This window comes from Enterococcus sp. AZ171 (genome assembly GCF_051714005.1).
GTDB lineage: Bacteria > Bacillota > Bacilli > Lactobacillales > Enterococcaceae > Enterococcus_B > Enterococcus_B pernyi.
In genome coordinates, this window is record NZ_JBIORA010000001.1 from 1,074,234 (window position 1) to 1,098,887 (window position 24,654).

25 protein-coding genes and 1 riboswitch are annotated in these 24,654 nt (G+C 38.7%); of the genes, 23 read left to right on the plus strand and 2 right to left on the minus strand.

Annotation, left to right across the window (positions count from 1 at the left end; translation table 11 throughout):
* The first annotated feature begins 37 nt into the window (after nucleotides 1–37).
* The 9 genes from xerD to IGJ49_RS05155 all read left to right on the plus strand — a co-directional run bounded on the left by xerD (nucleotide 38) and on the right by IGJ49_RS05155 (nucleotide 9,041).
* Nucleotides 38–925 carry a site-specific tyrosine recombinase XerD gene (gene xerD / locus IGJ49_RS05115; RefSeq protein WP_023519470.1) on the plus strand — a complete coding sequence of 296 codons (888 nt, stop codon included), beginning with the start codon at nucleotides 38–40 and terminating at the stop codon, nucleotides 923–925.
* Nucleotides 926–944: 19 nt separating this feature from the next.
* On the plus strand, nucleotides 945–1,313 hold the full coding sequence (locus tag IGJ49_RS05120) for a GNAT family N-acetyltransferase (RefSeq protein WP_019723231.1): 369 nt from the start codon (nucleotides 945–947) through the stop codon (nucleotides 1,311–1,313).
* Nucleotides 1,310–2,080, plus strand: a complete 771-nt coding sequence (locus tag IGJ49_RS05125; RefSeq protein WP_438722606.1) for a segregation/condensation protein A — start codon at nucleotides 1,310–1,312, stop codon at nucleotides 2,078–2,080. The genes IGJ49_RS05120 and IGJ49_RS05125 overlap by 4 nt, the downstream gene beginning before the upstream one ends.
* Nucleotides 2,064–2,639: an SMC-Scp complex subunit ScpB gene (gene scpB / locus IGJ49_RS05130; protein ID WP_438722608.1), complete on the plus strand. Its 576-nt coding sequence runs from the start codon at nucleotides 2,064–2,066 to the stop codon at nucleotides 2,637–2,639. The genes IGJ49_RS05125 and scpB overlap by 17 nt, the downstream gene beginning before the upstream one ends.
* Complete coding sequence (locus IGJ49_RS05135) at nucleotides 2,639–3,355, plus strand: pseudouridine synthase (protein ID WP_010735779.1); 717 nt, start codon at nucleotides 2,639–2,641, stop codon at nucleotides 3,353–3,355. The genes scpB and IGJ49_RS05135 overlap by 1 nt, the downstream gene beginning before the upstream one ends.
* 84 nt (nucleotides 3,356–3,439) lie before the next feature.
* Nucleotides 3,440–3,562: riboswitch (FMN riboswitch) on the plus strand.
* Nucleotides 3,563–3,689: 127 nt separating this feature from the next.
* Nucleotides 3,690–4,301 carry an ECF transporter S component gene (locus IGJ49_RS05140; RefSeq protein WP_077151649.1) on the plus strand — a complete coding sequence of 204 codons (612 nt, stop codon included), beginning with the start codon at nucleotides 3,690–3,692 and terminating at the stop codon, nucleotides 4,299–4,301.
* A gap of 554 nt (nucleotides 4,302–4,855) precedes the next feature.
* Nucleotides 4,856–6,379, plus strand: a complete 1,524-nt coding sequence (locus tag IGJ49_RS05145) for a YfcC family protein (RefSeq protein WP_010735777.1) — start codon at nucleotides 4,856–4,858, stop codon at nucleotides 6,377–6,379.
* Nucleotides 6,380–6,755: 376 nt separating this feature from the next.
* Complete coding sequence (locus IGJ49_RS05150) at nucleotides 6,756–8,096, plus strand: M20 family metallopeptidase (RefSeq protein ID WP_438722611.1); 1,341 nt, start codon at nucleotides 6,756–6,758, stop codon at nucleotides 8,094–8,096.
* Between the two features lie 213 nt (nucleotides 8,097–8,309).
* Complete coding sequence (locus tag IGJ49_RS05155; RefSeq protein ID WP_179099925.1) at nucleotides 8,310–9,041, plus strand: alpha/beta hydrolase; 732 nt, start codon at nucleotides 8,310–8,312, stop codon at nucleotides 9,039–9,041.
* Between the two features lie 257 nt (nucleotides 9,042–9,298).
* Here IGJ49_RS05155 and IGJ49_RS05160 read toward each other — a convergent pair whose 3' ends face one another.
* On the minus strand, nucleotides 9,299–9,520 hold the full coding sequence (locus IGJ49_RS05160; protein ID WP_010735774.1) for a ferredoxin: 222 nt from the start codon (nucleotides 9,518–9,520) through the stop codon (nucleotides 9,299–9,301).
* 29 nt (nucleotides 9,521–9,549) lie between these two features.
* Between IGJ49_RS05160 and IGJ49_RS05165 the strand changes: the two genes are divergently transcribed.
* From IGJ49_RS05165 to IGJ49_RS05210, 10 genes are all read left to right on the plus strand, one after another.
* The gene (locus IGJ49_RS05165; RefSeq protein WP_375152201.1) at nucleotides 9,550–10,569 is read left to right on the plus strand and encodes a helix-turn-helix domain-containing protein; all 1,020 of its coding nucleotides are present in this window, start codon (nucleotides 9,550–9,552) and stop codon (nucleotides 10,567–10,569) included.
* Nucleotides 10,556–11,947, plus strand: a complete 1,392-nt coding sequence (locus tag IGJ49_RS05170; RefSeq protein ID WP_349520219.1) for a RecQ family ATP-dependent DNA helicase — start codon at nucleotides 10,556–10,558, stop codon at nucleotides 11,945–11,947. The genes IGJ49_RS05165 and IGJ49_RS05170 overlap by 14 nt, the downstream gene beginning before the upstream one ends.
* A gap of 84 nt (nucleotides 11,948–12,031) precedes the next feature.
* On the plus strand, nucleotides 12,032–12,667 hold the full coding sequence (locus IGJ49_RS05175; RefSeq protein WP_375152202.1) for an SAG1386/EF1546 family surface-associated protein: 636 nt from the start codon (nucleotides 12,032–12,034) through the stop codon (nucleotides 12,665–12,667).
* A 126-nt stretch (nucleotides 12,668–12,793) separates the two neighbouring features.
* The gene (gene cmk, locus IGJ49_RS05180) at nucleotides 12,794–13,474 is read left to right on the plus strand and encodes a (d)CMP kinase (protein ID WP_349520223.1); all 681 of its coding nucleotides are present in this window, start codon (nucleotides 12,794–12,796) and stop codon (nucleotides 13,472–13,474) included.
* 133 nt (nucleotides 13,475–13,607) lie between these two features.
* Entirely contained in the window at nucleotides 13,608–14,840 is a 1,233-nt protein-coding gene (gene rpsA, locus IGJ49_RS05185; protein WP_010735769.1) for a 30S ribosomal protein S1, read from the plus strand.
* Between the two features lie 212 nt (nucleotides 14,841–15,052).
* Nucleotides 15,053–16,363 carry a ribosome biogenesis GTPase Der gene (gene der, locus IGJ49_RS05190; RefSeq protein ID WP_010735768.1) on the plus strand — a complete coding sequence of 437 codons (1,311 nt, stop codon included), beginning with the start codon at nucleotides 15,053–15,055 and terminating at the stop codon, nucleotides 16,361–16,363.
* A 245-nt stretch (nucleotides 16,364–16,608) separates the two neighbouring features.
* A complete protein-coding gene (locus tag IGJ49_RS05195) occupies nucleotides 16,609–16,884 on the plus strand; it encodes an HU family DNA-binding protein (protein ID WP_002290178.1) in 276 nt (91 codons plus the stop codon).
* A 243-nt stretch (nucleotides 16,885–17,127) separates the two neighbouring features.
* Nucleotides 17,128–18,174, plus strand: a complete 1,047-nt coding sequence (locus tag IGJ49_RS05200) for a hypothetical protein (RefSeq protein ID WP_438722617.1) — start codon at nucleotides 17,128–17,130, stop codon at nucleotides 18,172–18,174.
* Nucleotides 18,175–19,434, plus strand: a complete 1,260-nt coding sequence (locus IGJ49_RS05205; RefSeq protein WP_062805402.1) for a tetratricopeptide repeat protein — start codon at nucleotides 18,175–18,177, stop codon at nucleotides 19,432–19,434.
* Nucleotides 19,435–19,439: 5 nt separating this feature from the next.
* A complete protein-coding gene (locus tag IGJ49_RS05210; RefSeq protein WP_023519477.1) occupies nucleotides 19,440–20,000 on the plus strand; it encodes a YpiB family protein in 561 nt (186 codons plus the stop codon).
* 724 nt (nucleotides 20,001–20,724) lie between these two features.
* Here IGJ49_RS05210 and IGJ49_RS05215 read toward each other — a convergent pair.
* Nucleotides 20,725–21,606, minus strand: a complete 882-nt coding sequence (locus IGJ49_RS05215) for a YitT family protein (RefSeq protein WP_349520229.1) — start codon at nucleotides 21,604–21,606, stop codon at nucleotides 20,725–20,727.
* A gap of 247 nt (nucleotides 21,607–21,853) precedes the next feature.
* Here IGJ49_RS05215 and IGJ49_RS05220 point away from each other — a divergent pair, with 247 nt between their 5' ends.
* The 4 genes from IGJ49_RS05220 (at nucleotide 21,854) to IGJ49_RS05235 (ending at nucleotide 24,642) form a co-directional block, all read left to right on the plus strand.
* On the plus strand, nucleotides 21,854–22,192 hold the full coding sequence (locus tag IGJ49_RS05220; protein WP_010735763.1) for a nucleotide pyrophosphohydrolase: 339 nt from the start codon (nucleotides 21,854–21,856) through the stop codon (nucleotides 22,190–22,192).
* Nucleotides 22,193–22,211: 19 nt separating this feature from the next.
* Nucleotides 22,212–23,417, plus strand: a complete 1,206-nt coding sequence (locus IGJ49_RS05225) for a CCA tRNA nucleotidyltransferase (protein WP_409173805.1) — start codon at nucleotides 22,212–22,214, stop codon at nucleotides 23,415–23,417.
* Between the two features lie 265 nt (nucleotides 23,418–23,682).
* Nucleotides 23,683–24,138, plus strand: coding sequence for a hypothetical protein (locus IGJ49_RS05230; RefSeq protein ID WP_010735761.1), 456 nt, complete (start codon nucleotides 23,683–23,685; stop codon nucleotides 24,136–24,138).
* A gap of 228 nt (nucleotides 24,139–24,366) precedes the next feature.
* The gene (locus tag IGJ49_RS05235) at nucleotides 24,367–24,642 is read left to right on the plus strand and encodes a hypothetical protein (RefSeq protein ID WP_010735760.1); all 276 of its coding nucleotides are present in this window, start codon (nucleotides 24,367–24,369) and stop codon (nucleotides 24,640–24,642) included.
* Nucleotides 24,643–24,654: the final 12 nt, after the last annotated feature.

Genomic DNA, 24,654 nt, shown 5'->3' on the forward strand with positions numbered 1-24,654 from the left:
GCTATCTGATATGATAAAGAAGCATGAGGTGAGAAGGATGGAAGAAGAAATCAATGAATATCTTCGCTATTTAAGTATCGAGCGTGGATTATCGTTCAATACTCGAAAAAGTTATGAACGAGACTTGAATCAATACTTGCACTATCTAAAAGAACACGAGATAACCTCTTGGCAAACAATTGATCGATTTGTCGTCATCCAATATTTAGAAACGTTGCATGCGGAAAATAAGGCTTCTGCAACGATTACACGTATGATTACAAGTTTAAGAAAATTCCATCAATTTTTGCGACAAGAACGGTATACAGAACAAGATCCAATGCAACACATCGAGACACCGAAGAAAGCCCAAAAGTTGCCAAGTACATTGTCTTTAAAGGAAGTAGAACGGCTGATCGAAACACCTGATACATCGAAAAGTTTAGGGATCAGAGATCGCGCTATTTTAGAAGTCATGTATGCAACAGGGATGCGTGTGAGTGAGTTAGTCGGACTGAAGTTAGGCGATTTGCACTTGTCTTTAGGGCTGGTTCAAACCTTAGGTAAAGGAGATAAAGAACGAATCATTCCTTTAGGCGATTATGCGATCCAATGGTTAGAACGTTATTTGGATGAGGTTCGTCCTTTACTAGTCAAAAATCCATCTGAAAACCACGTTTTTTTGAATCATCATGGTTCAAGTCTCTCTCGACAAGGAATATGGAAAAATTTAAAACAACTTGTTCGAGAAGCAGGGATCTACAAAGACGTGACCCCTCATACATTGAGGCATAGTTTTGCGACACATTTACTAGAGAATGGGGCGGATTTACGTACCGTTCAAGAACTATTAGGTCATGCAGATATTTCAACGACACAGATCTATACACATATCACGAAAAAAAGAATGACAGATGTCTACAAGCAGCATTTCCCAAGGGCTTAGTTTATAGGATGGTGAGAAAATGTTAACACATTATCGAAAAGAAAACCGAAAAATCGCGATGGGACTATTGAGCTTTCATAAAAAGTTAAATGCAGAATCAAGTTTACTAAAAGAGATCGATACCTATGAATCTGCTGAGGATTATGAACTTTTTTTCTATACGCCAGAAGATTCTACAAATATCCAAGGAATCATTGGTGTGCATTGGAATGATAAAGATCAGATGACGATTCACGATATTTCGTTGAATCCTTCCTACCGGGGGGAGAATATCGGGTTTCAAATGTTGAATGAATTGCAAGCAAAATACCCCGATGTGTTGATCCATCCAACGGATATCACAGAAGCTTATTTAAGTAGATGGATCAATGAAAATAAGGAAGAGTGAATGATGTGTCAGAAATCAATATCAAATTAGATGTCTTTGAAGGTCCATTAGATTTACTCCTTCATCTGATCCAAGATATGTCGATCGATATTTACGATATCCCGATCGCCACTATCACGGAACAATACATGAACTATATCCATACGATGAAGACGCTTGAGTTAGCTGTGGCAGGAGAGTACCTTGTCATGGCAGCAACACTGATGGCAATCAAAAGTAAGACATTATTGCCTATCCAAGAAGTAAGCAATGACGAAGAAGAATTTTGGGAAGAAGATCCTCGTGACGAATTAGTCAATCAGCTGTTAGAATACCGCAAATTCAAGTATGCAGCAGATAAGCTTACTGAAAAGGCAGAAGAACGTAGTTTGTATTTCACAAAAGAACCTTCTGCAATCGATGAGTTATTGGGGCAAGAAAAACCATTGAAGCGTGGACAAGTGAAAAAAATCGATTTATTTCAAGCCATGCAGAAAATTTTAGAACGAAAGAAATTTGCTCAAAAAGAAGAAAAAACGATCGCACCTGATGATGCGACAATCGAAGAACGAATGACATTTATCCAACAGCGCATCGTCTCTCAAAAAAATGGCTGTTTGTTCGAATCTTTTTTTGAAACGCCTTCTAGAAACGAAGTCGTCACAACATTTTTGGCGATCCTCGAATTGATGAAAAATGGACAGATCGTGGCTCAGCAAGAAAAAAATTATGAATCAATCATGCTTTATCCAGCAGTAGGAGATACACAACATGACGAAATTAAGTGAACTTGAAGCAATCTTATTTATAGTAGGAGAAGAAGGAACGACAATCGAAGAATTGAGTGCCTTACTGACCTATACACGAGAAGAAACGACTGCTTTAGTGGCAGAGTTGGCAGCTAGTTATGAAGCAAATGACAACACAGCGTTACATCTTTTTGAAACAGAAAAACAACTCGTGCTGACTACCAAAAAGGAGTTAGCGCCGATCGTCAAAAGATACGCGCAAGGGACATCGAATACCTTGTCACAAGCGGCAGTCGAAACACTAGCAATCATTGCATATAAACAACCGATCACTAGAAGTGAGGTCGAGTTGATTCGTGGTGTTCAAGTTTCTGGCGCGATTCAACGCTTGACTGCACACCAACTGATCGAAGAAAAAGGGCGAGTCGATGGACCAGGTCGCCCGATCCTTTACGGGACCACAAGTCATTTTTTAGATTATTTTGGTCTGAGATCGCTAAATGAGTTACCCGATATTCAAGATATCGAACGTTCACTGGAAGAAGACGCAGCCCTTGATTTATTTTTTGATGGCGTGCATGAAGGAGAAAACATATAATGGAAAGATTACAAAAAGTAATTGCTCACGCAGGAATTACCTCTCGCCGTAAAGCCGAGGAATATATTTTGGCTGGTCGAGTAAAAGTAAATGGTCAAGTCGTCAAAGAACTTGGCGTAAAAGTTGGCAAACACGATACAGTGGAAGTCGACCAAGTGCCGATCTATCAAGAAGAATATGGCTATTATTTACTTTATAAGCCAAAAGGGGTCATTTCTGCTGTAGCAGATGACAAGGGCCGGAAAGTAGTGACAGACCTATTACCAATGGTCAAAGAGCGTATCTATCCAGTTGGACGACTAGATTATGATACTTCTGGCATACTTTTATTGACGAATGATGGTGATTTTGCGCAACGATTGACGCATCCCAAGCATGAAGTTGATAAAGTATATGTTGCCAAAGTCAAAGGGATCGCCACTAAGTCAGCGCTGAACCCATTGACAAAAGGAATCAAAATTGAAGGAAAGAAAACGTCACCTGCAAAATATGCCATTTTATCTGTTGATCCTCATACGAATCATAGTATCGTAGAATTAACGATCCATGAAGGCCGTAACCACCAAGTAAAAAACATGCTACAAGCCGTCGGGTTACCTGTGCAAAAATTAAAACGAGAAAAATATGGCGAATTGACCTTGCAAGGTTTACGTCCTGGTGAGTATCGTGAGCTGAATAAAAAAGAAATCAGTCAGTTATTGAATCAATCAAAATAAATAACTTACTTTTTGTAAGGCTAAATACCTTGCTTTTTTGTTATGAAATAAGTATAATAAAATGGTAAACAAAAATTAGATATGGTTCGTCTTCAGGGGCAGGGTGAAATTCCCGACCGGTGGTTATAGTCCACGACCTACTTTTGCGAGTAGCTGAATCGGTGAAATTCCGATACCGACAGTAAAGTCTGGATAAAGAAGATAGAGCTTATTTGGCATACGTATGTACAAATGACTCTAACTCTATTTTCCCCTGCGAAAATAGAGTTTTTTTGTTTGTGTTTACGTGGTTGAATAGTTCGCTGAAGAGGAATCCCAACAGGAGGATTTCAACATGAAGAACACCCGAGTACAAAAAATGGTTGCGGTCGCATTATTTGCTGCAATCGGATTGGTTTTGCAATTTTTCTCATTTCCAATCATGCCAACATTTAGTTTTTTGAAAATCGATTTTAGTGATATCCCAGTTTTGATCAGCATGTTTTTATTTGGCCCGTTAGCGGGGATCATTACCGCGTTTTTACGTTCGATCTTACATTTGATCATGACCGGTTTTAGTCCGGAGAATCTAGTTGGCGACGTCGCTAGTTTCTTTTCAACAGCGGTCTTTACTTTACCGATTTTCTACATCTTCAAAAGAAACAAATACCAAAAAGGAAAAAATCAAATTTTTGGCGTGATCAGTGGAACACTTGCACTAACCATTTTCATGAGTATTGCGAACTATTTTGTAATCACACCTCTTTATTTAACATTTTTAGGCCTAAACGCAACCCAAATGTTAGGTATGCCACTGGCAAATTACATTTTGATCGGTATTGTACCTTTTAACTTGATCAAAGGATTTATCGTTAGTGTGGCATTCCTTGTCTTACACGCCAAACTACTGCCTTGGTTGAGCAGAAAACAACACCAGTTAGAAAAACGGCATAGCGTTGTAAAATAAAAGTAAATGACTCTTTTAAAAAAAGACTAGGATAGCATATAATACAAAGAATACAAGTAAACTTGAAAGTAGGAATTCCTACTTTCAAGTTTTTTTTATGAAAAAGAGCATTTTCAGTTATTTATATAGAGACTAGATAGGTTATATGGGAGGGGAACAAATGACCAATCATAGGTATTCGCATAGCTAACACTTATTTTTTAAAGTTTTTCTTAATATTTTGTTATGAAAAAAAATTCAATAACCGACATTGTGTAAGCGTTTTATAAATCGTGTCTGAGTATTTTTTGCCTTTTTGTATAAAAATGTATTTTATACGTTTTGATGTGAAATTCTTCTCTTTTTGTTTGTTAGATGGACCTGATATAATAGACGACGGAAACGCTACAATTAGTATGAATAAAGCATTTCAATTAAATAATCAAAGGAGGGACAATAAACGAGGGTTTTGAATAAAATTTATCGAATCTACTAGTTATTATTTTTGGTCTTATCATCTTTTTGATAAAATACCGATGTGTCAAAGATTTTTGAAACAAGAAAGGAAGAAGAAAATGGAACAAACAACGAAGAAGAAATTTCAAATGCCTTCAGCGTACTCGGTCTTATTCATTATTATTGCCATTATCGCTGTACTTACATGGTTCATCCCAGCAGGACACTACAGTGTGGATGAAGCCGGTAATATCATTGCAGGGTCTTACGAAAGAGTCCAACAAAATCCACAAGGACTTTGGGATATCTTTATGGCTCCAGTCAACGGGATGTTGGGTGTACCAGCAGGTGAGTTAACGAAAGAAACACCTGCGGCAATTCCAATTTCCTTCTTTATCTTAATTGTTGGTGGTTTCTTAGGAATCATCAATAAAACTGGCGCATTAGATGCTGGGATCGCAACAGTTGTGAAACGCTTCAAAGGAAAAGAAAAAATGTTGATCCCTGTATTGATGCTTTTATTCGCTTTAGGTGGTTCAACTTATGGAATGGCGGAAGAAACGATTCCATTTTACGCATTATTGATTCCTGTTATGATGGCCGTCGGTTTTGATACTGTCACAGCGGTAGCCATCGTGTTGGTCGGATCTCAAGTGGGTTGTTTGGCATCAACAGTTAACCCATTTGCGACAGGAGTTGCATCACAAGCTGTTGGTATTTCAATGGGTGAAGGAATCGGGTTACGTTTCTTTATGTTCGTTGTCTTACTAGCAATCTCTATTATTTATGTGTATCGCTATGCGTCGAAGATCGAAAAAGATCCAACCAAATCTTTAGTATATAATCAGCGCGAAGAAGACATGAAACACTTTGATATCGAAGCAATCAATCGTCAAGAAATGATCACGAAGAAACAAAAACATGTCAATGTATTGTTCTTCCTTACTTTTGGTATCATGATCATTAGTTTGATTCCATGGACAACATTGAATGAAAACTTCACTATTTTTGAGTCATTGACAAATTGGTTAACTGGCCTACCTGTAATTGGAACTGTTTTAGGTAAAAACATGTTGCCTCTAGGTGATTGGTATTTCCCTGAAATCACAATGTTATTCTTAGTAATGTCAATCGTTGTGGCAATCACTTTTGGTATGAAAGAATCTGATTTTGTCAAAGAATTCTTAGCAGGTGCTTCAGACTTGATTGGTGTAGCAATCGTTGTTGCTGTTGCTCGTGGGATCCAAGTAGTGATGAACAACGGTTTGATCACAGATACGATCTTACATTGGGGAGAACAAGGATTAAGCTCATTATCATCAAGTGTCTTCTTGATCCTTACATTTATCTTCTATATCCCTATGTCATTCTTGATTCCATCAACTTCTGGCTTAGCAGCTGCTACAATGGGCATCATGGGACCAATGGGAGAATTTGCTGGTGTCGGTAAAGATCTAGTAATCACTGCTTACCAATCAGCATCTGGATTAGTGAACTTGATCACGCCAACTTCTGCTATCGTAATGGGTGCAATCGCCATTGCTCGCTTTGATATTTCCGTTTGGTGGAAATTCACTGGGAAGTTGATTGCCATCTTATTTGTTGCTATCTGTGTGATCTTAGGTGTAGCAGCAATGTTCTAATTCTAGACAAATGACAGCCAAAGTTCTATGATAAATGAAGAAACAATATCTATTGACTGAATAAAGAGACATGAATCCTTTATTCACCAAGTACGATGTATCACTTGTATGTAAGAGATCGTCGGTAGAAACAAGACCTTTGAAAAAACGAGTTACTCTGTTGATGAAATGGTGACTGAAGAATCCAGCGCCAAGAAATAAGCGACAAAACCCGAAACTTGGATTTTGGGTTTTGTCGCTTATTTCCGAAGGCGTTGGCTTTTTCACAGAAAATTTCGTGAATAGTGTCCTATTACACTCGAGCAGATGTACATGTGGATCAAAGTAGTATTTTCTGCCGTCATCTTTTTTTTAAAATAATGAGGAGGCAAAGTTGATGAAACAATTTGTAACAGAACAACATCATGAACAAGCATTAGAATCATTAAGTGAGTTGATTAGAATTCCTTCTGTGTTGGATGAATCTGATTCTGGAGAGGGACATCCTTTTGGGAAAAAAGTTGTAGAAGCTTTAGATAAAGTGTTAGAAATCAGTGAAGGATTAGGTTTCAAAACATTTAAAGATCCCGAAGGCTACTATGGTTATGCAGAAGTAGGCTCAGGAGACGAGTTATTTGGTATCTTATGCCATATGGACGTTGTCCCTGGAGGCGATGAAAAAAACTGGGAATCTAAACCTTTTGAGCCAACGATCAAAGATGGCTGGTTAGTTGGCCGTGGCTCCCAAGACGATAAAGGACCTTCGATTGCTGCAATGTACGCAGTGAAAGCATTGATGGATGCAGGGGTAGAATTTAATACGCGCATTCGTTTCATCTTCGGAACGGACGAAGAAAATCTTTGGCGTTGTTTAGATAAATACAATGAAAAAGAAGAAGGAATCACACAAGGCTTTGCGCCAGATGCAGAGTTTCCTTTGATCTATGCAGAAAAAGGTTTGCTACAAGCTTACTTGACCGGTCCTGGCACAAATGAATTCTCTGTAAATGCTGGTGGGGCACTAAACGTAGTGCCGGATTCAGCACCTTATTCAGGTGAAAAATTGGCAGAAGTGAAAGCAGCGTTAACGAAACACAACTTCGATTTTGAAGATCAAGGTGACTCGATCACAGTGCTAGGAAAAAGTATCCATGCAAAGGATGCCGCAGAAGGTGTCAATGCGATTTCTCGTTTAGCGATCGCTTTGTCTGAAGTTTTTGATTTTGCGCCAATCAAGTTTTTAGGAGAATTAGTCCAAGAAAATGCGACTGGTGAAAAAGTAGTCGGAAAGACTGTTGACGAACAATCTGGTGAGTTGACGATGAACTTCGCTAGTTTAGAAATCACACCTGAGCAAACAAAAATCGGGGTGGACATGCGTATCCCTGTCACCTTCAAAAAAGATGAACTTGTCGAAAAAATGACAGAAAAAATCAAAGCATACGATTTATCATATGAAGAATTTGATTTCTTGGGTTCATTATACGTTCCTTTGGAGAGTGAATTGATCCAAAACTTATTAGCAACGTACCGTGATATCACAGGGGATATGACTGAGCCATTTGTTTCTGGTGGAGCAACCTTTGCTCGTACGATGAACCAATGTGTCGCTTTCGGTGCAATGTTCCCTGATACACCAGACTTCATGCACCAAGCCAATGAACGATGGGAATTAAGCAGTATGTACAAAGCGATGGAAATCTACGCAGAAGCGGTTTATCGCTTGTGTGGGAAGTAAACCAATAGTTAGTTAAGAAACGAATAAGAGTCATAAAAGTAACCACCCCTATTTTGAGGAACTTTGTCAAAATAGGGGTGGTTTTTCATTGTCAGTTGTTCCTCCTTACAACGATATCCAATAATAACATCTTACATAAAATCATTTGCAATTTTACCGTATTTTATTTAGTGTATAAGAGTATCAAATGAAAGATGACGGAAGGTGATGTTTTTGAAAATATTTAAAAGAGTCCTGATAGGATTAGTGATCGTACTGGGATTAGGTGCTATTGGAGGTTATTTTTATTGGCAACAAAGTGTGTACGAACCATCGACTCAAGCAGAACAATCATTTAAGCAAGGAATAGATAAAGAGGATTATTTATTATTCGAATCGCAAAAATCGGCGAAACATCCAATGGTGATTTTTTATCCTGGTGCGCTCGTCGAACCAGAAAGTTATAGTATATGGGCAGAGCAACTAGCAGAAAATGGCTATACGGTAGCCATTGCTAAAATGCCTTTTGAACTGGCGATCCTGAGTGGCAACAAAGCAGACAAAATCAGAGAGGATTTCAAAGATCAAGATTTTGTGATTGGAGGACATTCTTTAGGTGGGGTGATGGCAAGTCGTTATGCTAATGCAAATCTGGATGATGAACGATTAAAAGGTATTTATTTCATGGCAAGTTACCCGGATGAAAAGGGGACATTGGCAAAAACTGATTTACCGGTCATCAGTATCACCGGAAGTGAAGATGAAGTCATGAACCAAGAAGCAGCTGATGAAGCAAAAGCTTATTTACCTGAACAAACAGAATTTGTTTCCATCGCTGGAGGGAACCATGGCGGATTTGGTAGTTATGGTCATCAAAAAGGTGATGGTGAAGCAACAATCAGTAATGAAGACCAACAAACAGCAATCGTCACGACCATGATGAATTGGCTGAATCAAATCAAGTAAGAGCGTCACTTTTCGGATCGGCGAAAAGAAATGATCCGTTTATAATTGAAAATTTCACAAGCTGATCGGCGGATACAGACGTCTCAAAGGAAGCTCCTAGAAAAATAAGGCGTCATCCACAAAAAAATTTAAAAATCATTTTCGTGGATGACGCCTTATCACTTGAGGGGAATACGATTAACTCATCTATTTTTGTAACATAGAAAAACAAGTAGATCATCGGACAGTCCTGCTAAAAGTTAGTTGTAAGAGAGCGGTCAATTTTCTTTTTCCAATAAGATTGCTCGAACCGGACATTTTTGATAAGCTTTGGTTACGTTGGCTTCTTCTAAAGGCTGAACGAATTGTTGATGTGCTTCTGGTTCTTGTGCAAATAAGACGATTCCTTCTTCATCATAATCAAAGATATCAGGCGCCTCGATTTGACATAGACCACATGCGATACAACGTTCAGGAACTAATTTACATAATAATGACATATTCACCATCCTAACGTAAGGGGATTACTATGACTGAGTTTATTTTATCTTTATTTTCTTCAAGTGACAAGTTACGAGCAAGCTCACTCTATCAATTATTAAGTGGCAAGCGTACATCCTCGGTACTACTTTTTGGCTTTTTTCAGCGATTATTAGTTGTTCATGGTTGTTTTCCTTCACTTGAACAAGCAACGTTTAATACGCAGATCCAACAGATGATAGATGAGGGATTATTAAAGTGGGAAGACCGAGAGTTGCAACTGACGAAAAAAGGGGAAATGCGAAGAAAAAATGAATCCCTCCTCGGACTACACTATGATAAGTATGGACGTACAGCTACTATTAGTTGGCGTTTGCTGAAATTCTCTGTACAAGTCGTCTCTCACTTATCCACCAATGAAACAGCTTATTTACCAGTAGAGACGGGTCCTTTTTATGCTTACCAAGTTAAGAGATGGTTGAAGGAAGCAACGTGTACCAAAACGGAGCTGGTTGCTCAAGTATCAAAGGAACTTTCTACTATTTTTACTCTGATGCCAGACGAACAAGCGAACTTCTTAGCGAACCAATTTTCTGGTAAAAAGCAAACAGGCTTACTCGCGTACCAACTGACTACCCTTGAAGATGGCACAGCTCAACAATTATTCCAAGATCAGTGTATCCATCGCTTATTAGCGATTATCGAACAGCATTCAGATTTCTTATTATACGATTTGCTTGCACCGTTGCTTAGACAAAATTATAATCAAAGCATGTTGACGACGAGAGCCTTGATTTTATCTGGGGATTCGGTGGAGCAAGTGATGGTGAAACGAGGATTGAAGAAAGGCACGATCAATGACCATTTGATTGAGTGGGCCATCTTTTTTGATGATTTTCCTTTTGAACGCCTGATCCACTCCGAGACAAGAAGATCTTTAGCTTCGTTGGATCGACCACTTCTTACACTAAGATATAAAGATCTTGAAGGACAAACGATCGATTACGGAGAATTTCGTTTGGCACAAATCGAGGCATTTAAAGGAGGGGATAAAAATGGATTTGCTTGATCCATTGAAACAGTACTTTGGTTTTACCTCTTTTCGCCAAGGACAGGAAGAGATCATTTCCACCTTATTGAATCAGAAAGATGTTTTAGCGATCCTGCCAACTGGTAATGGCAAAAGTTTATGTTATCAGTTGACTGGCTATTTGCAAGATGGGATGGTATTGATCGTTTCTCCGTTACTCTCTTTGATGGAAGATCAAGTAGGGCAATTGCAAAAACGAGGAGAGAAAAGGATGGTTGCCTATAATAGCTTACTCACTAGAAGTGAGAAACAGTATGTGTTAGCTCATTTATCCGAATATAAATTTGTCTTTGTCAGTCCCGAGATGTTGCAGCAGCCGGAAGTGCTTCATGCCCTGAAGCAACAAAAAATCTCGTTGTACGTAGTTGATGAAGCTCATTGCGTGTCACAGTGGGGCATTGATTTTCGACCTGAGTATCAATCTCTCGGAAGAGTCGCAAAAGAATTAGGATCACCAACTACTTTAGCTTTGACGGCAACAGCCACGCGACCGGTACAAGAAGAGATCGAACACATTCTCTTTCGCACACAACCTGCCCTCGTCAAACATTCAGTTAATCGAGAAAACATCTCATTATTTGTCTTTCATACAGATGAAAAAGACCAGCAATTACGTCAGTTGATGGCACAAGCAGACGGAGCAATGATCATTTATTGCGCGACTAAAAAAGAAGTCGAACGTCTTTATCAACTGCTTCGCAAAGACTATGCTGTGGGGTATTATCATGGAGGGCTAGATGCCTCACAACGTCGGCAACTCCAGCAACAATTCAATCGTAATCAACTGCAATTTTTGATTGCGACCAACGCGTTTGGTATGGGGATCGATAAAGCAGATATCCGATATGTCATCCACTATGATTTGCCAGATAGTTTGGAAAATTATATGCAAGAGATTGGCCGAGCAGGCAGAGATCAACAACCAAGTAGCGCTATCTTACTTTATCAACCAGGGGACGAAGGGATCCATTACTTTTTCCAACAATTATCTAAAGAACAACGTCAGATTTTCGAAGAACATCTGTCAACTGGGCAAACAGAGGCGCCCCAGTTCGATGAGATCCAGCAAAAATGGCTGATGCTGGTAAATGAAATGCAAAGTCCTGATACATGGCTTCTGCAATTAAAAAAACAAGAACAAGTGAAAATCAAGCAACTACAGCAGATGCTTGCTTATATCCATACAACATCATGTAGACGAGAACGTCTGATGGATTATTTCGGTGAAACCCTCAAAGAAAAACCTGAAAAATGTTGTGATCGAGATGGTGCGTCCTTATTTCTTTCTGAAACTGGACATACTAGTCCAACCGTAGAAGCAACAGACTGGCAAACCATTTTACTAAATTTATTTTAAAAAAATGGTGCGAGGTATTTTTTTCGTACAATCAAGATTATCCTATGGTATAATAACTAGGAAAGAATTTAGGAGGTCAATAAGGTGAGTAGAAAAGATAGACATCAATCATCAGAAAATAACGAAACACAAGAACCATGGGAGCAACCAATTTACGATACAGAGGATGAAGCATCTTCAAGAAGTACGCAAAGACAGCAAAAGAAAGGGAACACCCTGTTCTTATCGCTATTTTTGATTTTATTAGTTTTATGTATTGCTATTCCGGCAGGAGCTTACTTCTGGATCAGAAACGGATCAAGTAATAGTGCGACCGCTGCATCTTCTTCCTCTACGACTTCATCGATCGTAGAAAGTTCGACTGTAGAATCAACTGTAGAATCGACGACAGTTTCTAGTGAACCAACTTCTGATACACAATTAGTTGCTGGAGAAACAACACCCACGAGTGCTGTGACACCAGAAACAACACCATCTTCAACAGTAACAGAGCCAGAACAAACAACACCAAGCAGTGTGGCTCCACAAGAAACAACACCTACTTCAACACCAGAGGCAGGCACAGGTGTTTCAGGCTCAACCACAGTCGTTCAAGCGGGTGAAGGTCCTAGACAAGTAGCAGAACGCGCAGGCATTACAGTCGACCAATTGTTCCAATTGAACGGAATCGATCCAAACAACTACATGTTATATCCAGGACAAGAACTTAGAGTCCAATAAATGGAGTTAAAAAGATAATACTGAAGAGTTGTTTTTCCTCAGAGTATCTTCATAAAATGTAATTAAATAAGGAGCAGTGGCTTGAGCCACAGCCCCTTTTTTTTGAGAAAAGGGAGTTTATGAAAAATGACACGAATTAGTATCGCAATTGACGGTCCTGCCTCTTCAGGCAAAAGTACGGTAGCTAAAATCATCGCAAATGAATTGAACTATATTTATACAGATACGGGCGCGATGTATCGTGCAGTCACTTACTTGGCAATCAAACATCACATTGCTTTTTCAGATGAAACAGAGTTAGTCGATTTGATCAACAAACACCCGATTTCATTTGAGCAAATGGCGGATGGACAACATGTCTTTGTAGCTGGGCAAGACGTTACTTCAGATATTCGACAACCAGACGTTACACGAGCGGTCTCTGAAGTAGCTGCGCATTCAAAAGTACGCGAAGCTCTTGTTGCGATCCAGAAAAAAATCGGTGAAGATGGTGGTGTCGTCATGGATGGTCGAGATGTCGGTACCGCTGTTTTACCAAAAGCCGAAGTGAAGATTTTCTTGGTAGCCAGCGTATCTGAACGGGCACAAAGACGACACAAAGAAAACCTTGAAAAAAATATTCCAACAGACTTAGAAGAATTGACAAAAGAAATACAAGCACGTGATGAATATGACTCTACTAGAAAAGTTTCACCCCTGAAGCAAGCAGAAGATGCGATACGGATCGATACAACCGGTAAAACGATTCAAGAAGTTGTCCAAGCGATCAAAGAAGTGATTCAACAAAAAGGATATTTTCTTGACTAAATAGAAAAAAAGCGAAGAATCCGACCATTTTAATGGAAAACAAACGAAATCGCTTTATTTTTTTTAAATAATCAATTAAACTATAGGCAGTACCGTAGTTAACGGCAGAATGTTGGTTAGGAGGACAAGTGTTATGACAGAATTTGAACAAAATCAGACAGATAACAACCAATCTATGGAAGATGCAATGAATAGCGTTCAAGAAGTGAGCGTTGGCGATGTCGTCAAAGGAGAAGTTTTAGTTATTGAAGACAAACAAGCCATCGTTGGAATCGAAGGAACGGGTGTTGAAGGCGTAGTTCCTGCAAAAGAATTATCTACTTTACCGGTTGAAGATATCAACGAAGTGGTAAAGGTTGGCGATACGTTAGATCTAGTCGTAATCAGCACGATTGGTAAAGACAAAGAAAACGGAAGTTACCTTTTATCAAAACGACGCTTAGATGCGAAAAAAGTTTGGGAGGATATCGAAAAAGATTTCCAAGCTGGAAACATCATCGAAGCACCAGTGACAAATGTAGTTAAAGGTGGTTTAGTTGTCGATGTCGGTGTTCGTGGATTTGTTCCGGCATCAATGGTAGAAGATCATTTTGTCGCTGATTTTTCTGAATACAAAGGAAAAACGATGACATTCAAAATCGTTGAAATCGAACCATCAGAAAATCGCTTGATCCTTTCACACAAAGCAGTCGTTGAAACAGAAAAAGAAGCACAGAAAAAAGAATTACTATCAACTATCCAAGAAAATGACGTGATCGAAGGACGCGTTGCTCGTATCACAGATTTTGGTGCGTTTGTTGATTTAGGCGGCATCGATGGATTAGTACACGTTTCTGAGATTTCTCACGGACATGTTGCTAAACCCGGTGATGTTTTAGCTGTTGGCGATGAAGTGAAAGTCAAAGTTCTTTCAATCAATCCAGAACAAGGACGTATCTCATTATCGATCAAAGACACATTGCCTGGACCTTGGACAGATATCGAAACAAAAGCTCCAGTAGGCGCTGTACTTGAAGGTAAAGTGAAGCGATTAACTAGCTTTGGTGCCTTTGTTGAAGTATTCCCAACAGTGGAAGGGCTTGTCCACATCTCACAAATCTCACATAAACACATCGCGACACCACATGAAGTGTTGCATGAGGGCGATGATGTCCAAGTGAAAGTTTTAGAAGTCAATCCAGAAGAGCATCGGATTGCATTAAGTATCAAAGCATTAGAAGAAAAACCTGCTTCTGATAAAGAACCAAAAGAAGTTGAGTCTTATGAGTTACCTGAAGAAAACACAGGATTTACAATGGGTGACATCTTAGGCGAAGCCTTAAAAGGGGAAGTAGAAGAAACAGCAACAGATGATTCTGAAAAATAAATGAATGATCGTTCCCGAAGCGCGAATTTACAGCATCAAGGGAAGTTGTACATGTGTAAAACAAGTGGTCTGGGGATTACGCCCCAGACCATTTTCTTTTGTAATAGGCAGTGATCCAGAAAAATACTTGAATGTTCACCGATCTAAGCTTGAAAGTTAGCGAAGTATTCGGTACACTAAGTGAGATTGGAAACATGTGAGGAGGAAAAAATATGGCAAATCCAACAATTGCAATCGTTGGTCGCCCAAACGTCGGTAAGTCGACGATTTTTAACCGTATCGCCGGTGAGCGTATTTCGATTGTCGAAGATACTCCAGGAGTTACTCGTGATCGTATTTATGCTAAAGGGGAATGGTTAGGTCGTGATTTCAGTATTATTGATACTGGTGGGATCGACTTAGGCGATGAACCATTTATGGATCAAATCAAGCACCAAGCAGAAATCGCAATCGATGAAGCAGACGTAATCGTCTGTGTCGTCAGTGGCCGTGAAGGCATCACTGATGCAGATGAAGTCGTAGCAAAAATTTTATATCGCAGCAATAAACCGGTGATCTTAGCCGTTAATAAAGTCGACAATCCTGAAATGAGAAACGATATCTATGAATTTTATGCACTAGGTCTAGGTGATCCTTACCCTGTATCTGGAAGTCATGGATTAGGGATCGGCGACATCTTAGATGAGGCAGTGAAATTCTTTGATGAAGAAGCAGAAGAAGAAGAGGATGATACCATCAAATTCAGTTTGATCGGTCGCCCGAATGTAGGAAAATCTTCCTTGATCAATGCGATCCTAGGTGAAGACCGAGTGATTGTTTCGGACATCGAAGGAACGACGCGTGATGCTATCGATACGCACTTCGTCTCAGAAGACGGTCAAAAATTCATGATGATCGATACAGCTGGAATGAGAAAACGTGGGAAAGTTTATGAAACCACAGAAAAATACAGCGTGATGCGTGCCATGCGTGCGATTGACCGTTCAGACATCGTGTTAATGGTCTTGAACGCAGAAGAAGGCATCCGTGAACAAGATAAACGAGTAGCTGGCTATGCGCATGAAGCTGGCCGTGGTGTGATCATCGTTGTCAATAAATGGGATCTAGTAAAAAAAGAAACGAATACGATGCGTGACTTCGAACAAGAGATCCGTGAAGAATTCCGTTACTTAGACTATGCGCCGATTCTGTTTGTTTCAGCTGTGACTAAGCAACGATTAGAACGTTTGCCTGAAATGATCGAAGAAGTGAGTATGAACCAAAACTTACGTGTTTCTTCAGCAGTCTTGAATGATGTGATCATGGATGCCGTAGCGATCAACCCGACACCGACAGATAAAGGTAAACGATTAAAGATTTTCTATGCCACACAAGTTGCAGTTAAACCGCCAACCTTTGTTGTTTTTGTTAATGAAGAAGAATTGATGCATTTCTCTTATGAACGTTTTTTGGAAAATCAAATCAGAAAAGCATTTACGTTTGAAGGAACTTCGATCCGAATTATTCCACGTCGAAGAAAATAGGCATTTTACCATAGTAGTCCGTTTTTTTCAAAAAAATAAGCATATTTTTGTATTACGTTTTTATGACTAAAAAAAGCGGTTAAATAATGCCAAAAACCTTGCTATTAAGCGATTCATATGATATCGTGATAACAGAATATTGAAACTTCATCAATATTTCTTATAAACTTCTGGACCACTCAGAAAGTTTTTAAACTAAAATGATGTTCCTATCATATCTCTTGTTGGAGGAGGTGAATCTATCCATGGCAAATAAAGCAGAATTAATCGAAAAAGTTGCTTCAGCTACAGATTTAACTAAAAAAGACGCAACTGCAGCAGTTGACGCTGTATTTTCAACTATCCAAGATGCTTTAGCTAACGGCGAAAAAGTTCAATTAATCGGTTTTGGTAACTTTGAAGTACGCGAACGCGCGGCTCGTAAAGGACGTAACCCACAAACTGGTGAAGAAATCGAAATCCCAGCTAGCAAAGTACCTGCATTTAAACCAGGTAAAGCATTGAAAGACGCTGTTAAATAAGACAGTTGAAAAAGCGCTTGTGGCTACGGCTACAGGCGCTTTATTTTTTATATAGATGGATAAAAGAGGCGGAAAGCAGTAGAAAGGCAACAACCAAATAGTTCAGCAACCAAATGGAACTCGTTACATACCAAATAAAAGAATAGAGTTGATCAAAAAAGGCATGGGTTCATTCACTCGTTTTTCTTATTCTTTTTTTATTTTACTTACTAATGGTAAAATAAAAGAAAAGGGGAGGGCAACATGGAGTTATCCTATCGCTACCAACAAGAAGAAACAACAATCTTTTATGGGGAAACATTTGTCAGTCAGTTGAAAAATGAATCGATTGATCAAGCGATTCTTTTTTTAACGAACCAACGTTATTATGATCTATACGCTGAGAAAATGACACAGTCATTCACGAACAAGTTAGCGATTGATTGGTATATTTGTGGCAATACGCAGTGTAATCAATTATCTGAATTGCATAGCCTCTTGTCCTATGCGAGACGCTATCCTGAAAATCGACCGCTTTTAGTAATAGGTTTTGGCAATGAGGGAATTATGGAGTTGGCGGGCTTCTTTCAAAAACATACGTATCTTCAGACTACACTTTGGTTGATCCCCGTCTCGATCCGCTCCATGGCACGGGCACTTAATCCTCAATGCGAGATTTTACATGGGTCGAACGAATCGGCTCTTCAAACGACGAACCTTCCAGAACGGATCATTTATGATCGGACGATCAGTGAAAAACAAATCGAAGGGAAACAAATCGATTTTTTGATTTTTATCTGTTGTGGGTTAGTCTGTGATCATCCGTTTCTTCAAAATCTTTACAAAAATTATCCGAATCGCGAAAAATTATTCAATCGTCCTTTTGCTGGCATGCTAGAAGAAATCATTTATTTTTATCAAGAAGACGCTGAACAAGTGGCAAATTATGGTAAACTATTTGAGCAAGCTTTTTATCTGACTGAAAATAGTCATTTGCTTTCCGCCAGTATGAAAAAATTTTTAGGTATCTTGATGCAACTTATCTGGAATTCAGAAATCAAGTTGCTTTCTTTCCAATTGAAGAATTTTTTTATCTGGCTGCAGCATCTAGGTTATCCAATTATTTGGCCTGAAGAGATATCAAAAATGGATTATCTAGAAAATGTGCTGGTTTTAGCAGAAAAGAGCAAAAAAATTCTCGTTTTGGAAAAAATTGGTATAATAGATGGATATCAATTGCCAAACGAGCAAGAACTATTGAAAACAATGGCGTCCTATGAAAGGATCGTTCAAGAGATTAGAGGGATTTAGATGATGACAAATAGTGAAAAAATGCTACAAGCATTAGCAGACGAAAATTTGACAGAAGCAAATGAATATTTGGCAAAGGCGCTCCAAGAAGATCCGGCTGATGTGTTACATGAGTTAGGAGAAGAGTTATTAGCCATCGGTTTTTTAGAAGAAGCAAAAGCAATTTTTGAACATCTGCTAACTGTATCGCCTGAAAATGATGAATGGAATATTCCGTTGGCAGAGATCGCTATCGAAGACAATGAGATCGATCAGGCATTTGACTATTTAGAAAAAATCCAGCAAGATAGTGAGTACTATCCACAAGCACTATTAGCAATCGCTGACTTGTACCAAGTAATCGGTATTCCTGAAGTAAGTGAAGCAAAATTGAAAGAAGCAGCGAAGCTATTACCAGAAGAACCATTGATTCAATTTGCATTGGCTGAATTGTATTTTTCAGTTGACCGTTTCAATGAAGCTTCCGCACTTTACGAAATGTTGTTAGCAAATGGTATAGAAGAAATTTCTAGTATTTCCATGCAAGAACGCTTAGGACAATCGTTGAGTATGCAAGGGGATTTTGAAGCAGCAATCCCACCACTGGAAGCAGCTTTAGCCGAAGAGCGGACAGATGATCGTTTGTTCCAATTAGCGTTCACGAATCTACAATTACATGAGAACGAAAAAGCTATCAATTATTTGCAAGAGTTACGGGAATTGAATCCACAGTATCAATCCTTATACCTTTATCTAGGTCAGGTCCTTCAAGAAGAAGAGATGATCGAAGAAGCACAACAAGTCTTAGAAGATGGTATCAAAGAGAATCCATTCCAAGTAGAACTTTATCACCTAGCTTCGGAAAATGCCTTTCGTCTACATGACAAAGAAAAAGCAGAGAAGTTACTACTTGATGCCTTGAACGTCGGCGACAAACAAGATGAAACGTTGTTGACGTTGAGTAATCTTTACTTGGATCAAGAACGTTATGAAGACGTTGTTCAAACAGTCAACCAAATGGAAGAAGTTGCTAATCCATATGCAGAATGGAACCTCGCTCATGCCTATAATCAATTAGAAGATTTTGCGGTAGCAGCAGTCCACTATGAACAAGCAGCCCACGAATTAGATCATGAGCCAGATTTCTTGAAAGAATATGCTTTATTCTTACGTGAAGAGGGCCAATTAGCAAAAACACGAGAATTATTGGAACAATATTTAACTTATGAACCAGGGGATATGGAGGTATTGTCGCTATTAGATGATTTAACAGAGAGGTGATGAATATGTTGATTGATGTTAAAGAAAAGAAGAATTTCTTAACTTGGATGGTTAACCATGTCTCTTTCAGTCGTAGAGAAGTATTTTGGATTTTGAACTATCTGGCAAATCATGAAGCAATCTTACACAATGTGCGTTTTGTTGAAGGTGCAAACTTAACAAGACGTGGTTTACAGATCACCGATCTTTCCTATGAAGGTGAGCCGATGAAGCTATTTTTAGATGGAAAGGAATTTACTGACACTGATCAGATCTTCCACGAAATCCGTCTAAATTGGAAAAATCCACTCTATGTCGAATGCCTTTTTGAAAATGCGTGGCAAACGAAAGAATATTTAGAAATCATCGAAGATAACCCGTTAGCCTCATGGGAAGATGCAATCAGCGAAGAATCAACAGAATTAATCGAGCATTATTTCCAAGAAAAAGAGCAAGCAGCTAAACTAAACATGCTTTACCAACAGATCGATCAGGCATTAGAAGAAGGCGATAAAGATGCGTTTCTTGAACTATCTGATGAAGTGAACCGCATGATCCTTCAAGCGCCACAGAAGAGTAAGAGCTGAGTGTGGGGAAAGCTAACCAGGTAAAAGTAACATTATGATAAGTAAGTAACTATAGTGAAAATATGTATAATAAAGTCTAGGCTTCCTTCCGAGTAATATTCGTAAAGGAAGCCTAGTTTTTATTAAGTTTTTTGGTCAACAAAAAATGGATTTCAATAACAAAATTTCTTAAAAAGCTTATTATAATCAAATTTGTTCCAGAATATCTCTGGTCACTTCCCTAAATTCCTTTGGTTGATACGTATGAACGAAATGTCCAGAGATCTTTACATATTCTAGATTTTTGGAAGGTGCGTTGATCTGTTAGAAATGTATACATATTTGATTCCAGTGATATTTTCAGATAGTAATATAGGCTCTCTTAAATATTATCAGTTATATTTTAAATAGTTCATCTATCTTTCATTCTGTGCAAAAAAATATGAAACGATAAAGCTATTGATCAAAAAAAGATGTGACATAAGTATCCAGCTATGGCAAATAAGCGTGAATCCCAAAAATTTGAAGAGCTATTTTCGTTTTTCACGCTTATTTATGAAGGTAAGCTTGTGGAGCACCATATATTCGGTTTTAGGAAGCACAAAAGTCCTAATCGCCCAGGTACTTCTGAATGAACTGAGAATATCTCTAAGTAGACATGTGCAACTCCTTGATCACGAAGTACGCAGAACTACGTTATTCTATATACGTAGAAAGCTTCAGTATCAGGTTGATTGATTCAAAATCATTCTGTTATTTTTTTAAATCGCCTCGTTTGTGGTTTAAGATAGGTAAAGCCTTCTCCTTCTACTTCATGGACATTTAGAATTGAAAGAAAGGCATGTTCGTCAATTTCATGAATGATCCGTTTTACTTCGTTTAATTCCCTGGCACTTACCACCATATAGATCATTTTTTTATCGACACCAGAAAAGCCACCTTCTCCATGCAAGAATGTGACACCACGTTGTAAGCCGGTCATCAATAAAGGTGCAATTACCTCACTTTTATTTGAGACTACCAGAATCCCTTTGGCAGAGTAGCCACCATCAAGGATAAAATCGATGACACGACTAAATACATAGGAAGCGATTAACGTGTACATCATCCGCTTCAAATCGATATAAGTTAATGAAGCAAGTAAAACGATGACATCAAAAGCTAAAAGGGAACGTCCCATAGAGATTCCATGATTTTTTTCAAGTATCCGAGCGATGATGTCACTTCCTCCTGTAGTACCTCCCATACGATAAACGATCCCGCTGCCGACTCCGGCAATCAGTCCTGCAAGTAAAGAGACGATCAGTAAATCATGCTCTAAGTTGATTTGTAAGGGAATCCTTTGCCAAATCCATAAGAAGGCAGAAAGCGAGACAGTGCCTAAGACAGTATACGCGAGCGCGCGTTTTCCTAAGATTTTTCCGCCTAGTAGGATCAATGGAATATTAATCAATAAAGTAGAATAAGCTGGGTCGATATGAAAAAGAGCACGCAAAATCAAGGTAATACCTGAAACTCCACCCTCGGCTAGCTGGTTTGCGATATTCAAATAGACTAGTCCAAAAGCATAAATACTTGTTCCTAAAATAATAAAAAAAACTTCTTTCATTGTTTTCAATGATGTCATCGAATCCCCACTTTCTACTATATGATATGATTCATTGTGCAACAAGCGGTATATCCTAGATATAGACCTAGGGATTAGGAAACTGGTTCTTCATTTTTATAGTTATAGAATAGACCAAGTTGGCTTGTTACTAAGAATTTATTAAGTATACCTAACATAATGTAGCATGTATTCTTTGTTTTCACAATTGCACTTCTTGCGGTTTTGCTGTAAAGTTTTTTAGGAAGAGATGATTGGAGGGTTCTTAATGAAAGAAGAGCGTTCACTAAAAAGTATGCAAGAAGAGGTCGATGCGTACATCCAACAATTTAAAGTTGGGTATTTTTCGCCATTGGCGCAAATGGCACGTCTGACCGAAGAAGTAGGTGAATTGGCACGAGAGGTCAATCATTCATATGGCGAAAAAAGTAAAAAAGCAACAGAACCTAGTAATTCAGTGGCAGAAGAATTAGGCGATGTTCTATTTGTAACAATGATCATGGCAAACTCGTTAGGAATTGATTTGACGACGGTATTTGAAAAAAATATGGAGAAGTTCAATCGAAGGGACCATCATCGTTTTGCCCGAAAAGATGAGGAACAGTGAGAGGATAGAAGGAGTAAAAATGAGACTAAATGAATTACCGATCGAATATAAAAAAGCAATTCCAGTAATAAGAAAAATTGAGGCAGCTGGATTTGAGGCGTACTTTGTTGGTGGTAGTGTGCGGGACACGTTACTCGGACAAAAAATTCATGATGTAGATATTGCTACTAGTGCGTTTCCAGAAGAAATCAAGCAGTTGTTTCCAAAAACGATCGATATCGGGATCGAACATGGAACGGTTCTCGTCTTGCATGAAGAGGAGCAATATGAGATCACGACATTTCGTACGGAATCGACTTATCAAGATTATCGGCGTCCTGATAGTGTTTCATTTGTTCGTACACTAGAAGAGGATCTAAAGCGCAGAGACTTTACGATCAATGCTTTTGCTTTGAAAGAAGATGGTGAGATAATTGATTTATTCGATGGGTTAACTGATTTAGAAAATCACGTCTTACGAGCAGTTGGACGACCTTTCGAGCGATTTCATGAAGATGCTTTACGAATGATGCGTGGGCTTCGTTTTGTGAGTCAGCTAGGGTTCAAATTGGAAGAAGAAACGGCCAAGGCGATCGAAGACAACCATGCGTTATTGGACAAAATCTCTGTTGAGCGAATGAATGTTGAATTTATCAAAATGCTTTTAGGGGATTTTCGTAATCATGGCTTGGCCGCATTTGTCGAAACAAAATGTTACATCTATTGTCCACAATTAAAAGAAGATGGTGAGGCATTATTAAGATTTGCCGATTTACCATCTATTCCATTAAAAAAAGAAAGTCAAGCTTGGGCATTATTACTCAATCAACTCGGTCGATCTGAGCAAGAGGTGGCACCTTTCTTAAAAGCATGGAAATGTTCCAACCAAATGATTCGAGAAGTCCAACGTTTGGTCAAAGGATTGGCGAAGCGACAAGAACGACGATTAACACCATTGGAGATTTATCATCTTGGAAAAGACGCATCGTTGGATGTGGAAGAATTGATGATTTACTTCCAACAAACCCCTGACACAACAACTGTGCTAGACATCTATCATGCACTTCCTATCAAGACAATGGGTGAGTTGGCGATTGATGGCAAGGTGTTATTAGCTACGAGTGAAAAAAAACCAGGTAAATGGGTCAGTGAAGCGTTAGCACTTGCGGAGTCAGCGGTAGTGAACGGACTGGTACAGAATGAACAAGCTGCATTATTAACCTATCTGAAAGAGCAACAAGGTTAGTCAACGAAATCGTGACAATCACTAATTACGTCTGTTTGGCGGGCTAATCATATACTGACATAGCTAAAGTAAGGGCATGAGAGTTATCTATAGAAGCGGTTGGCTTTTTTGTAGGATGTTTCTCATGTCCCTTTTCTCTTTTAGAGGAGGATTGTTATCAAAAAAGCTGACAGAAAAGCAAACATGAGAGATGACCGCTTTTGTTGTTTTATGCTAAACTAGTAATGAAACAGAATATAATGCGTCAAAAAAGGAGATTTTTTTAATGAGCAAAGAAATGACAGCGCTAAAATTTTATTTCCGTAACGGCGAAACATGGACGATCAATCGTCGTCACATCGGCGACCTTTGGATCAAACAAATCACGACAAGTTTTGGTCGTATCAATGGGAGTGAATTTATCGAGATCCATCCATGTGCCGGTTTTAAAATCGAAATCTTTCATGAGGGAGATTCAGTAGCTACTCATGATATCAATCTAGGTGGTTTGGAAATGGGTATGTTCAATCGTGCTTTGAAATATGAAGATATTGAACGTATGGAAATCTTGTATCGCAATGGTACACCTGATCTAGTATACTTCCCTTACTTGGACAAAGGAACAGAGGGATTAGATAATCAATATCAATCAACAAAAATCAGTGAAAAAACTGGTAACTTATACATTGTGATCAACCCAGAACAACGTGTTGACGATGTTTATGGCGAATATTTCGAATAAGAGCGAATGACGTTTAAAAATAGCACATGCAAAACTTTTGAATGGGTTTTGCATGTGTTTTTCTTTTGTCTTTATTTTACGATTACAGTTGATATTTTATAGTGATTGGACTAGAATGAGTTTCTGGAATTGAAACGAATACTTCATCCTAAAAGTAAAAAGGTTTTAGTTGCATTCTAAAAACTTTTTGCTATAATTGGTGCAGTTTGAATATAGGAGATCTTGAAAATGAGAGAGAGTTTTGAAGAACAAAAGAAACGACTGGTTGATCACTATGGTACTTTTTCAATGGAAGATCGTCGCCAGATCTTATGTAAGTTGCGTAAAAGGAATATCTTGATGTATCGTCAATTAGGACGCTTGAAACACGAATTGCTCCGTTTAGAATCAAAACGTGTGCAATGTGAGTTAGATGGTCGGGTGACCCAAGCGGAAATTGTTGAAAACAAAATTTTAAAGAAAAAAGAGCAATATTTGAAAGTTCTTGCACAAAATAAAAAATAAAGGGGATCAAGC